Here is a 13,036-nt window from a genome sequence, read left to right as displayed (position 1 = left end):
TCAAAATTCCCAACGTGCGCCGATATTAAAATCCCTCCTTGTTTCCTCGCCAGAGAATCTTTAAGCACTTCTATACCATCAAATTCGTAGGTAAATTGATCACGAAAACCAGCAGAAATCGCTACCTTATCTATAATAGTTTGACCGAATACGTAGTATGTTCGATAGACGTTCCAAAAAGATTTCCATGGGCTATTTCCCTGTCTTTTATTTAGGTAAAAAAAAATATTTCGAAAACTTTGTGGGTAAAAAAGGAAGTAGTAAGCAGCCACGAAATATAGCAGTCCATAAGCGGAACGAACGCCAAACTTTTTAATTAAAAATATAAAAATCTTATAGCCAAGGAGTGTTCCTTTAGATTTTCCGTCCCATTGGCGCATAATTTAGTTCGTTATTTTTAATGCTTCACCGCAATTTTTCGTTCTACAGTGTCATAAAAGTCTTGAAATGTCACCATACCTGCGAAGTCCGACTCACTTAATTTCACGCCAAAGTTCGATTCAATAATGACAACGAGGTCCACATAATCCAAGCTATCTAAGTCGAGTGATTCTTTAAGAGATGCTTCCGGATTGATAACCGCCTTATCCACCTCAAACTCTTCTATCAATATTTCGTTAATCTTATGATGTACACTCACTTTATCCATTATTAAATTTCTTTACTACCAGCGCGGAATTAGTACCACCAAATCCGAATGAATTAGACAAATATATGTCAAATTCTTGTTTTAACGTACTTGAAACTAAATTTAATTCTCGAATCGCGTCATCAGGTTCTTGCAAATTAATATTTGGAGCAATAAAGTCGTGTTGCATCATCAACGTAGAATAGACAATTTCAGAAGCACCTGCCATCCAACACTCATGACCAGTCATTGATTTAGTGGAACTAACGTAAGGATTACCGCCAAAAACATCCAAAATCGCCTTAGCTTCATTTGCATCCCCAATTGGCGTTGAGGTAGCATGAGCATTGATATACGAAACGTCGTCTGGTTTCAAACCGGCCTGCTCAAGGGCGCGTCGCATCGCCTTTGCAGGACCGTCAATATTGGGAGTAGAAATATGCCCTCCATTTGAGGAAAATCCATAGCCGACCACTTCTGCGATAATAGGAGCATTACGCTTGATCGCAGACTCATAGCTTTCAAGTATAACGGTCGCTCCTCCGCCGCTCGGTACAAGCCCGGTTCTTCGTTTATCAAACGGTCTGGAAGCCATTGTTGGATGTTCAATATCTGTGGCAAATACACCTAAACCATCAAAACTCGCCATCGCATAAGGATTAATCTCTTGGGCTCCCCCACAGATAATTAGATCTTGCATACCTTGTTGGATAAACATAAACCCTAGGCCAATGGCATGAGACCCACTCGCACATGCGGCGCTGATCGTCATATTGACGCCTGAAAGGCCAAAAATTGTCGCTAAGTTCATCGTCACCGTTGAATTCATGGACTTGAATATTGCCCCGGAACCTATCAGTTGTGTATCACGTTTCTCCCGCGCAATATCGATTGCTTCGACAACCGCTTTGGAAACAGAATCATTCCCATATAAAATACCAACCTCTCGGGAAAGTAACTCTTCTTCGGAAATTCTTGCATTCCTTAACGCTTCCGTTGTCGCCATATATGCATACTCAGATTCTTCTCCCATACTGATACGCTGCCTGCGCCCAAGAATCTGTTTAAGATCGGGCACTGGCACCATGCCTGTAAGGGGGGATTTGAAACCAAAAGCCAAGCGCTGTTCGTCGATCACTATACCCGACGCGCCATTGAATAATGACTCTTGCACTTGCCCCAAATTCGTTCCTATGCACGAATAAATCCCCATTCCTGTTATTACTACACGCCTGTCCATTTACCTTCTCTTACGAATATATTCCCCCATTTATATTGATAACCTCTCCATTAATATATCCCGATTTCCTAGAAGCTAAGAAACAAACAAGATCCGCTACTTCTTCAGGTTCTCCGAAACGTTTTGCTGGGATCATTTTCACCAAATCTCCTTCCTCCATATCCTTTGTCATATCGGTCCTCACAAACCCAGGAGCAACAGCGTTTACCGTAATATTACGTTTTGCGACTTCTTGCGCTAACGCTTTTGTTGCACCGACAACACCGGCCTTAGCGGCCGAATAATTAACTTGACCGGCTGTACCCTTCAATCCAGAAACAGACACGATATTTATGATACGGCCGTAACGATTACGCAGTAATTTTTGAATAAAGAAGTTAGTAACATTATAAAACCCTTGCAATGAAGTTTGCAGTACTATGGACCAATCGCTTTCAGACATCCACATAAACAACCCATCTCTAGCAACCCCTGCATTATTGACAATAACCTCCATCACGGCTGTAGGGTTGTTTTCAGTCCACGTGTCTAGCGCTTGTTTTACGTCCTGATTTACACCGACATCAAATTTTATGATCTCGCCTGTGCCGCCCAAATTGTTAATGATCGCTAGACACTCTAGGGCAGCCTCCTGATTACCTTGATAATTTATCAACACATGATACCCGAGTTCAATCGCTAATTTTTGACAAATATGTCTACCAATGCCTCGAGAACCTCCTGTAACTAATGCACATCTCAATTTATCCATATATTATCGCTGCATCAAATAATCTTTCACCTTTTGTATTGCATGATAAAGTGGCTTATCGTCCGAAAATGCAGGAACCATCGTTCTAACATCGTTATATACCGCTTTTGTCTTTGAAGATACAAAATTTTGGTAACTTAAAATATCGATCGCTTGGCAAACTGACATCATTTGTATTGCAATAACTTCAAAAGCATTGACAATCACTTTATGTGTAATAACGGCAGCATTCGTCCCCATACTTACGATATCCTGATTATCGTTATTATTGGGGATACTATGAATATACATCGAGGTAGCGAGTGTTTGGTTTTCCGCAGTGGTGGAAGTTGCGGTAAATTGTGCACCCTGCATTCCAAAATTAAACCCGAGCTTACCCATATTCACGAAAGGGGGTAGTATCCCGTTTATTTTCTCATTCATAAGATAATTGAGTTGCCGTTCAGACAACATCGTTAAACGTGTAATCGCTAATTTGAGTTTGTCCATCTCCAACGAAATGTAGTCTCCATGGAAATTACCGCCATGGTAAACATTCTTATCTTCGACTGATATGATAGGATTATCGCTCACAGAATTAAGTTCATCCTCAAGAACTCGTCCGACTTGTTCAATTGTCTCAAGGATTGGTCCTAAAATCTGGGGAACACAACGCAAGGAATAATATTCCTGTACTTTGTCTTTAAAAATTTCTTCCTGATTGTTGCCAGAATACAGATCCTCTTCACGCTTTTTTATCAAAGAGCTATCATCCAAATGTACGCGCATTCGCCGAGCTATTTCCCTTTGTCCTTCGTGCAATTTGACTTCGTTTAAGGTTAACGAAAAATGATCATCATGCGCTTTTGCCACCTCATTCATCGAACTGGATAACCATAAGGACCAATCAAGTAGTTTTTGAGCTAGAAAATAATTGACTAAGCCGATTCCAGTCATGACTGAGGTTCCGTTGATTAAAGACAAGCCTTCTCGTACAACGACTTCAATAGGCTTTAATTCTTGTTCTGCAAAAACCACTGATGTTGGTTTTCGTTCACCTCGAAAAATAACCTCGCCCTCTCCTATCAATACAAGTGCTAGATGTGCTAGCTGCACTAAATCACCACTCGCTCCTACCCCCCCGTGGGCAAAGATAACCGGAGTGATGTCTCGATTTATAAGTTCCCCTAGGAGGGCGATCACACTTTTATGAACACCACTCTTCCCTTTAGAAATGTTTAACAATCTGGTTAACATAGCGGCCTTAATCTGGATTGGGGAGAGTAGCTCTCCCGTCCCAGCAGCATGACTGCGAATCAGATTGTATTGTAACTGGTGTGTGTCTTCGTCTTTAATACGATATTGCGCCATTGGCCCAAAGCCCGTGTTTACGCCATAAATGACTTTATCTGCAGCAAATGCTTTAAGAAATGTATGACTTTCTTCCACGATACGCCATACTTCTCGATCTATACTTAATGGTTGCCCATTAAATATTATATCGTAAAACTGTAGTAACGTTATTTTTTTCTCTACTGAAATCATTTAATCGAACGTATTCTTTTCTAATTTTGACTATACTCAAAAAAGCAATGAGATAACTCTTATCTTTGGCTTCAAGTTTAATAGGGCAAAAGTAATATAATTTAATTTTAATCCACCAACATGGATATCCAGGAAGTTGATATTTTAATTATTGGTGCCGGACCCTCTGGTTGTGTCGCTGCGGGCTACCTACAGCGGAAAGGGGTACATATAAAAGTTATTGAAAAATCGAAGTTTCCGCGAATTGTCGTAGGTGAAAGTCTGATTCCTCGTGTCATGGATAATTTTCAAGAAGCCGGCCTCTTAGAAGCTCTAGACCGCTATGGTTTTGAAAAAAAGAGAGGTGCGGAGTTTATCCGTGGTGACATATTTAGTGTTTTCGACTTCAGCGATAAATTCGGGGAAGGATGGGATTGGACCTGGCAAGCACCCCGGGCGGATTTTGATATGGTAATGACTCAAGATCTTAAAAGTAAGGGTGTTGACATCCAATTTGAAACCACCGCAACGGATATTCAATTTGAAAAATCGACATCCATAACGACAATCGAAGATAAATTAGGAGTTCGCTCGCAGATAAAAGCAAAATTTGTAATAGATGCCAGTGGCTACGGACGAGTATTACCTCGACTTTTGGGTCTAAATAAAACTTCTCAGCTTAATCCACATTCAGCCATCTTCACTCATGTGAAAGATATAAATAGATTAGACGGCGTAAAAGGAACCCAAATCTCATTTGATGTACTTGATACGGAGGTTTGGCTTTGGGTAATACCATTTTCAAATGGCCTAACGAGCTTAGGCCTTGTTGCAGATACAGCATTTATTGAGCAATTGAAGGGAGAAAAAGGAACAGCAGAAGCCTTAAGGAAGGCCATACAGCTATCTGATTTTTACGTAAATCGTTTTGAAAATACGATTTTCGAATTTGAACCTATACATCTCAAAAACTATTCTTCAGCCGTAACAAAAATGTATGGAAACGGCTATTCTCTTACCGGAAACAGTGCAGAATTTCTTGATCCAGTATTTTCCTCAGGGGTGTGTTTCGCCACCGAATCAGGAATACTTTCAGCGAAATTAGTACACAGACAGTTACAGGGAGAAACAATTGATTGGCAGACCGAATACGCTGATTATATGCAAAGAGGGATTGATGTGTTTACGACATATGTAAAAGAGTGGTACACGGGGAACCTTCAGACGTTATTCTTTCACCGTCCTGAAAACCCAGAGGTTAAACGAAAAATCTGTGCTGTTCTTGCAGGATATGTGTGGAACGAAGAAAATCCGTTCGTAAAAAAACACGACCGAGTAATACGTACAATGGCATACATGCTCAAGAATAACCAATCATTCTCGAGCGATGCATTTGACTAAAAAAATAGAGGCTATCTTCATCGTTCAAAGCAGCCTCTATCAATCGTTTACTTCTTTAATAACGCGCGAAAATTGCTTACACTAGCCTGCACATCGGGTTGGTTATTTTCCCAATTATATTCATACTCCGCCGACAACATGCCGGTAAACTTCTGTCTTTTGAGCTCTGCGATTACTGCTTCAATCGGAAGTTTCCCTGTACCCCAATGGACGTCATGTGCCTTTTTATCACCAAATTCATTCAAATCTTTAAAATGAGAATGAATGATATGCCCCTCTAATTTTTTTAAACATTCTACGGGATCTAAACCAGAACGCATCCAATGCCCTACATCCACCGCGGCCCCCATCCGAGGACTCCTTCCATCTATGGCTTTCAATACAGTTTCCGGATTCCAATAATGGGAAGGATTCGGGTGATTGTGGATAGCGGCTTTAATATCATATTTATCACATAAATCCGAAACAACATCTAAATGTTTCTCATCAGGCTCGCAAGTGATGACTTTTACTCCGAGTTCTTTGGCAAAAGCAAACACTTTTTCCCATTCTTGAGCATCCTTGGCGCCAACTACCCCGTAGGCGTGTAAGGTTACCTTTTTCTCTTTCAAAAGTTTTCTAACAAGCTTTCGTCCTTCCTCTGATAATTCGTACGTAAATTTTTCCTCGCTTCCAGCACCGATCGTCTGACCAGGGAAGGCCTCTACAAAATGTAAACCACTTGCGTGAATTTTATCAAGTGCCTCTGCAAAAGAGAAAAGTCTAAAAGTATAGGCTTGCGATCCCAATTTCCAATCTAATTTTTCTTCAGGATATTGAGCGAGTTGTTTTGGGCTTGAGCAAGCTACCATAAAAAAGCATACGGTAGCGATCAAAAGGTAATAGGTTTTTTTCTTCATTTTTGTTATACTTGAGGTTTTTTTATTACCTAAAGTACAAAAAAAACTATTTAGTTCAGCCCACTTTAATAATAAGTGAGCCGAATTAAATTAGTTTAATAACCCTAGAGCATAATTCACACGGGAATTAACTTCTTCTTTACCAAGAAGCTCCGCGATCTGAAAAACGTCAGGACCGAATTTTCCACCAACAAGCATAATGCGTAAGGGCATCATCAGTTCACCTATTTTCATTCCTGAATTTGCTACTTTATCTTTAAACAAGACAGCGAATTCTTCTGCTTTCCAATTTTCTAATTGGTCAACGCATGAAATCAACTGACTAAAAAATACCGACTTATCATCACTCCATTTACCCTTCACTGCATCTAGATCTAGTGTCCTAGGCGCAACAAAGAAAAATGAAGCTTGCGACCAAAAATCATCTACGAATGTCATCCTTTCTTTGACTAACGATAGAACAGAATCAAGGTAAAATTCGTTTGGAGAAGCAACATCATACTGTGCAAAACTTGCTTCTACTTGCGGCAATAATATCTCATTTGGTGTAATCTTCATCCATTCATGATTATACCACTTCGCTTTTTCGAAATCATATTTCGCTCCAGATTTATTAATCCTTTCGACCGAAAAAGCAGCTATAAGTTCCTCCAACGTAAATATTTCCTTTTCGGTCCCATCGTTCCACCCTAGGGTCGCCAACATATTCACAAATGCCTCAGGCAAAAAGCCTGTTTCACGGAATCCTTTGGTAACTTCTCGTGTTTTAGGATCAGCCCAGTTCATTGCATACACCGGAAAACCTAATCGATCGCCATCACGTTTACTTAGCTTTCCCTTCCCGTCTGGCTTAAGAATTAATGGAAGGTGAGCCCAATGCGGCATCTCTTCTTTCCAACCTAAGTATTCCCAAAGCAATATGTGGACCGGAGCCGAAGGCAACCATTCTTCTCCCCGAAAAATATGTGAGATCTCCATTGCTTTATCATCAACCACTACTGCGAGATGGTAGGTCGGCATCCCGTCGGCTTTTAACAAGACTTTGTCATCCACGAGATTAGTTTCAAAGGTAACTGCTCCGCGGATCATATCTTCAAAATATATGGTCTCGTCCGTAGGCATCTTTATCCGTATCGTATGTGGCGTCCCTGCGGCCAAAAGAGCATCTGTTTCCTCTACACTTAAACTAAGAGAATTACGAAGCCCCAATCTATTCTCATGCGAATAACGGAAATTTGGGTGTACGTTACGTTGTTCTTCAAGTTCCTCCGACGTATCGAAAGCATAATAGGCATATCCTTTTTCGACCAACGCCTCTGCGTAGGCTCTGTAAGAAGCTTTCCGTTCACTTTGACGATACGGACCGCATGCGCCCGGTTTATCGGGACTCTCGTCTGGTAGAATTCGACACCACTCTAAACATTCATTTATGTATTCTTCTGCTCCAGGTACAAAACGTGTCTGGTCAGTATCCTCAACTCTCAAAATAAAATCACCGCCATGTTGTTTAGCGAAAAGATAATTAAACAATGCTGTCCGTACACCTCCTAAATGTAAACCGCCTGTCGGACTTGGTGCAAAACGCACCCTAACCTTTCTTTGTGAACTCATCTTACAAAAATACGTATTTATGATCGGAAACTAAGTATTCTGTTTATGAGTTTCGCTTTTCTAGGTATGCTAAAAAATAGCTATTTTGCAACTGAATGATAAAAAACAACGACCATCTATATCAACTCCAATCTAAAAAACGATGGAAAGCATTTCTCTTTCTGTTTGCAGCATTCATTGCAGCAGCATCATTATTGTATACAAATTATCTTGTAAAAAGTCTCTCCAAATCAGAAAGAACCAAAGCAGAAGTCTGGGCAATGAGCACGCGTAGTATTGTTACAATGCCTGATGTAGATGATCAATTTATTAGTTTCGTGTATGCTGTCCGTGATAGTCTCAGCATTCCAGCTATTATAACAGACGCGGATAACAACATTATTTTTTGGAGGGATTTGGACAGCACGAAAACAAATATAAAAGAACAAGCCGATTCCAACTTATTCTATGACCCGGCATATTTTCGTGACCAATTGGCGACGATGAAGCGAAATCACAGCCCTATCGCTTTACATCTCGATACTGGAGAAGAATGGTCGGTCTACTTTAGAGACTCTGAACCACTTCGACAGTTACGCATTTTCCCTTATCTGCAACTCTCTTTGATTGCTATCTTCTTAATCATTGCCTACACGGTATTTAACTCCATTAAAAAGAGTGAACAGAATCTCGTTTGGGTGGGTATGGCGAAAGAAGCCGCTCATCAACTTGGAACCCCCATTTCCTCACTTATGGGGTGGCTCGAACTAGTCAGAACCAAATTTGACGCGACGGACGACAGTATACTAAACGAAATGGAACGAGATGTCAATCGCCTAGAAATTGTTGCTGATAGATTCTCTAAGATAGGATCAACACCGACCCTAACTAATCATGGCGTATATAGTATCATACAAGATTATGTTCAATATTTCAAAATCCGTACAAGCGAGAAAATAATTTTTGAACTCCATGGAGACAAGTCAGTCGAGGCAAAATTGAACATCCAATTGTTCGACTGGATCATTGAAAATTTGTTAAAGAACGCGGTAAACGCAATCGAGTCGGAAGGAAAAATAACGATTAACATTAGCGACAACATTGCAAAAGAGGAAATTTTTATAGACATTAGCGATACAGGAAAAGGAATTCCTAAGTCGAGTTTTGACACTATCTTCCAGCCAGGATTCACCACACGAAAACGAGGTTGGGGTTTAGGCTTAAGTTTAACTAAGCGCATGGTTGACTATCACCAAGGACAAATTTTTGTCAAAGAGTCCGAAATAGGAAAAGGAACTACATTTAGAATTATACTTAAAAGCAATTTGCGTTATGAACCCACTCAAGTCTGATGAATATCCAGCGATCTACAGTGACTATATAGAAAATGTTGTTGGACCCGTCATAGAAGAACTTCAGGAGCAACTAGACACTTTCCCAGAATTTATACGCACCATTCCGGAAGATATGGGAGATTACACTTATGCTCCAGGGAAATGGACAATTAAGGAAGTTCTATGTCACATCATAGATACTGAACGCGTGATGGTTTATCGCGCATTACGATTCGCACGCAACGACATGACGGAGCTCTCCCCTTTTGAACAAGATGAATTCGTGCAAAATGGCCGGCACAACGAACGTACTTTTGACGATATTATCGAAGAATTCATTCATCTTCGGAAAGCAAATTTAATCCTTTTTAACACCTTCAATGAGACTGAACTAGAACGAAAAGGAATGGCATCAGGGCGTTTAATAACCGTCAAAGCATTTCTATACGTTGTGGCGGGACATTTGTCACATCACAGAATAATTTTACGAGAACGCTATTTAAACAATGAAAATGTCGACACTTTGGTTTAAAAATTATTCGCTGGCCGAGGTTAATGACATCTTCGCCAAATACATGACAGGATTTCTAGAGATTCAGGCGACTCAGATCGACTCAAATCTGTTAGTTGCACAAATGCCTGTAACAGACCGAGTAAAACAGCCGTTTGGCTTGCTTCATGGCGGCGCCTCTGTAGTACTCGCAGAGTCCGTCGGCAGCGTCGCCTCTAATATGATTATTGACAATTCGAAATACGTTGGTGTAGGAATGGAAATCAACGCCAATCACCTTAGATCCGTCTCCTCCGGCATAGTTAATGCATACTGTACACCGGTCCATATAGGTCGCACTAGTCATGTTTGGGATATCAGAATTAAAGATGAACAACAACAGCCTGTTTGTATTTCGAGGCTCACAGTTGCCATCATTAAAAAAAACAACTCTTTTTAAAACAATATTTTATCTATTCTGTATTATATATATACCATCGAAATGGTTTTATGATACGGTTTAGGTTTTGGAGAGCCTCCGCCCAACGGAGGCTCTCCAATTTTTTATATTCGTGCAACCGTTTGAGTAAAGTACAACTCTTCATTATATCAATATATTTTATTAGTCTTGTATATACAAAATTACCAAGGCAAACTGCCGGGATTGTATTTTATGACATAAACTAACAATTTAATATAACACGATGAGTACAACTACCTCCGGTAAGACAGAATTTAGGCCTATGGCCATCTGTTGTGCCCTGTTCTTTATTTTAGGCTTTATAACATGGGCCAACGGAACCTTAATTCCTTTTTTGAAGATAGCCTGTAACCTCGAGACCGACCTACAAGCTTTTTTTGTAACCTTTGCTTCTTACATTGCGTATTTCTTCTTGGCGATTCCCAGTTCTTGGATCTTAAAAAAGATTGGCTTTCAAAATGGATTAGTCGTTAGTCTATTGATTTTAGGTCTTGGATCTCTTATATTCATCCCCGCAGCCGATAACAGAAGTTATAGTTTATTTCTAACTGGTATTTTCATTCAAGGATCAGGAATGGCTTTATTACAAACTGCCGTTAACCCTTACTTAAGTATAATTGGCCCGATTGACAGCGCAGCACAACGCATCTCTATTGCTGGATTTTTCAATAAAACCGCGGGTATTATTGTCCCAATCCTATTCGGTACACTTTTCCTAAAAGACGCCGGTGAAGTTACGACGCGTTTAGAAGCGGCTGTTGACCTAGCGGAGAAAAATGTAATTCTCGACAGCCTAGTAGCACGTGTACACACGCCTTATATTGCTCTTGCCGTTATTTTTGTTTTATTTGCCATATTCCTAAAATTTACAAAACTACCCGAAGTTGACGTTGATGCAGAAGAAGAAGTTGATCTTTCCGCTGTCCAACAAACTAAGAAGAAGAGCGTGTTTGAGTATCCACATCTCTTTTTAGGTTCATTAGCCATCTTCTTTTGTGTATCGGTTGAGGTAATGGCGGGGGATATTATCGGTGTTTACGGACGAGAATTAAATGTCCACCATTTCTTTGTTACTTATGCTACCGCCTTTACATTGGCATGTATGCTCGTTGGTTACATTGTAGGCATAATTGCAATACCAAGATTCGTTTCTCAACAGTTCGCACTTCGTATATGTACACTCATCGGTATCATCTTCACCATAATTTCAGTGTTCACTACCGGGACTACTTCGTTTATATTCGTTGCCCTATTAGGCGTCGCAAACGCGTTAATGTGGCCAGCAATTTTCCCTTTGGGAATAAAGGGTCTAGGCCGTTTTACGAAAACAGGATCGGCTATTATGATTATGGGTATTGCAGGAGGAGCTATTTGGCCCCTTGTTTACGGATACCTTAAGGACACCTTGAATATAGATTTTCAACATGCATTCTTATACGCGATGATACCAGCTTATCTGTATATCCTTTTCTTTGCAGTAAAAGGACACAAAGTAGGTAAATAAACGACAATAATGATATTTGAAACAGGGCGTTCATATTGATCGCCCTGTTTCGTTTAATCAAATCTGTCCTTATACATCATCGAAAAAACTCAACAGAAATGATGACACGGAAAGCTCTCGGCAGTCACTCGCCCCAATGTAAACAATTCACGTTCAATACTTATCCGCGTCCTCCACGAAAATCCGATAATTCATATAAAAAAATCCTTTCAAAGCAGTTCTAGATTGCCTTGAAAGGATAATATAGTATTGTCAAATGATGTATTGTCGTTGAGAAAACAATAGACCGTTCTCAGAAACTATTGCGATCGAAAGCGGGTTTTATTCCGATTTCGTCTGATTAATATAATCCGACATCACATTTAAACTTTCATCCAATACGAAATCAAACTCTGTTTTAGGCTGTGGTTCGCCTTCTTTCCATAACGGTAGTCCACGAATTTCTAACCCTTTATTAATACGAGCTCTGTTTTTTGCTTTTGTTTTGTCACGTTCTTTTTGTAACTCGACCTCATTGAGACTGATTTCTTGAATAGAATCTAATTTCTTGAATTCTTCAATGTCTTCAAGCAAATACGCATACTCTGGAGAAGATTTCATACGGTCCTCATGGAGCGTATTCAATTTACTCGTGATTGTTGATAGGTCAGTTATTTTTTTGAAATTCGAGGGCTCGATCTGATCCCATGGCAATGCTGAGGGTTCAGAACTCTCGCCAAACTTTTCTGAAGAAAATTGTGTTGGAAATGCGACATCTGGTGTTACCCCTTTATGTTGTGTACTACTGCCATTCACCCGATAAAATTTCCCCATTGTAATGTTAATCTGACCATATTCAGGGGCTCCAGTTGGAGTGTCCGGATCGGCTTCCCCACCACGTGCCTTTATTAATAGCTTGTTGGTTGCACTGATAAAGCGCTCCATTTCAATCGCTGACTGCACCGTTCCTTTACCATAGGATTTAGATCCCAAAATCACACCTCGGCCATAATCTTGAATCGCCCCAGCAAAAATTTCGGATGCAGACGCAGAGAAACCATTAATTAACACACCAAACGGTCCTCCCCAGGCGACTCCAGGTTCTTCATCATTATCGACTTCAACACGATCACGAACATCCCGTACCTGAACGACCGGTCCTTTATCAATAAATAATCCTGTTAATTCTATTGCTTCTTGTAGCGATCCACCACCGTTATTACGCAAATCCAATAC

Annotated in this window: 13 protein-coding genes; 5 read left to right on the top strand and 8 right to left on the bottom strand. The window is 40.3% G+C overall.

The window, feature by feature from the left end; all coding sequences use genetic code 11:
• The 5 genes from HP439_RS13190 to flxA form a co-directional block, all read right to left on the bottom strand.
• Window positions 1-380: hypothetical protein (locus tag HP439_RS13190; RefSeq protein WP_216657845.1), on the bottom strand; the 380-nt coding region annotated here is incomplete at its 3' end.
• Window positions 381-397: 17 nt separating this feature from the next.
• Window positions 398-649 carry an acyl carrier protein gene (locus HP439_RS13185; RefSeq protein ID WP_172390804.1) on the bottom strand — a complete coding sequence of 84 codons (252 nt, stop codon included), beginning with the start codon at window positions 647-649 and terminating at the stop codon, window positions 398-400.
• Window positions 642-1,868 carry a beta-ketoacyl-[acyl-carrier-protein] synthase family protein gene (locus HP439_RS13180; protein ID WP_172390803.1) on the bottom strand — a complete coding sequence of 409 codons (1,227 nt, stop codon included), beginning with the start codon at window positions 1,866-1,868 and terminating at the stop codon, window positions 642-644. Before HP439_RS13180 ends, HP439_RS13185 begins: the two co-directional genes overlap by 8 nt.
• A 10-nt stretch (window positions 1,869-1,878) precedes the next feature.
• A complete protein-coding gene (gene flxB, locus HP439_RS13175) occupies window positions 1,879-2,619 on the bottom strand; it encodes a flexirubin biosynthesis SDR family reductase FlxB (protein WP_246229355.1) in 741 nt (246 codons plus the stop codon).
• A gap of 3 nt (window positions 2,620-2,622) precedes the next feature.
• Window positions 2,623-4,143 (bottom strand): flexirubin biosynthesis tyrosine ammonia-lyase FlxA, encoded by a 1,521-nt coding sequence (gene flxA, locus HP439_RS13170; RefSeq protein WP_172390802.1) that lies wholly within the window; start codon window positions 4,141-4,143, stop codon window positions 2,623-2,625.
• 120 nt (window positions 4,144-4,263) lie between these two features.
• On the opposite strand from flxA, the gene HP439_RS13165 reads away from it, so the two are divergent.
• The gene (locus HP439_RS13165) at window positions 4,264-5,523 is read left to right on the top strand and encodes an NAD(P)/FAD-dependent oxidoreductase (RefSeq protein ID WP_172390801.1); all 1,260 of its coding nucleotides are present in this window, start codon (window positions 4,264-4,266) and stop codon (window positions 5,521-5,523) included.
• A gap of 47 nt (window positions 5,524-5,570) precedes the next feature.
• Here the strand turns inward: HP439_RS13165 and HP439_RS13160 are convergent, their stop codons facing one another.
• Window positions 5,571-6,422, bottom strand: coding sequence for a sugar phosphate isomerase/epimerase family protein (locus HP439_RS13160; protein ID WP_172390800.1), 852 nt, complete (start codon window positions 6,420-6,422; stop codon window positions 5,571-5,573).
• Window positions 6,423-6,512: 90 nt separating this feature from the next.
• Window positions 6,513-8,033, bottom strand: a complete 1,521-nt coding sequence (gltX, locus tag HP439_RS13155) for a glutamate--tRNA ligase (RefSeq protein ID WP_172390799.1) — start codon at window positions 8,031-8,033, stop codon at window positions 6,513-6,515.
• A 95-nt stretch (window positions 8,034-8,128) separates the two neighbouring features.
• Between gltX and HP439_RS13150 the strand changes: the two genes are divergently transcribed.
• From HP439_RS13150 to HP439_RS13135, 4 genes are all read left to right on the top strand, one after another.
• Window positions 8,129-9,364, top strand: a complete 1,236-nt coding sequence (locus HP439_RS13150) for a sensor histidine kinase (protein WP_172390798.1) — start codon at window positions 8,129-8,131, stop codon at window positions 9,362-9,364.
• Window positions 9,345-9,878, top strand: coding sequence for a DinB family protein (locus tag HP439_RS13145; RefSeq protein ID WP_172390797.1), 534 nt, complete (start codon window positions 9,345-9,347; stop codon window positions 9,876-9,878). The genes HP439_RS13150 and HP439_RS13145 overlap by 20 nt, the downstream gene beginning before the upstream one ends.
• Window positions 9,859-10,296, top strand: coding sequence for a hotdog fold thioesterase (locus tag HP439_RS13140; protein ID WP_172390796.1), 438 nt, complete (start codon window positions 9,859-9,861; stop codon window positions 10,294-10,296). The genes HP439_RS13145 and HP439_RS13140 overlap by 20 nt, the downstream gene beginning before the upstream one ends.
• 244 nt (window positions 10,297-10,540) lie before the next feature.
• Window positions 10,541-11,821 carry a sugar MFS transporter gene (locus HP439_RS13135; RefSeq protein ID WP_246229354.1) on the top strand — a complete coding sequence of 427 codons (1,281 nt, stop codon included), beginning with the start codon at window positions 10,541-10,543 and terminating at the stop codon, window positions 11,819-11,821.
• A gap of 321 nt (window positions 11,822-12,142) precedes the next feature.
• On the opposite strand, the gene HP439_RS13130 is transcribed toward HP439_RS13135, so the two are convergent.
• Window positions 12,143-13,036, bottom strand: an 894-nt coding sequence (locus HP439_RS13130; RefSeq protein ID WP_172390795.1) for a carboxy terminal-processing peptidase, incomplete at its 5' end; no start/stop codon positions are given.

The organism is Sphingobacterium shayense (assembly GCF_013179575.1).
GTDB lineage: Bacteria > Bacteroidota > Bacteroidia > Sphingobacteriales > Sphingobacteriaceae > Sphingobacterium > Sphingobacterium shayense.
This window is presented reverse-complemented; position numbering and strand designations above follow the sequence as displayed.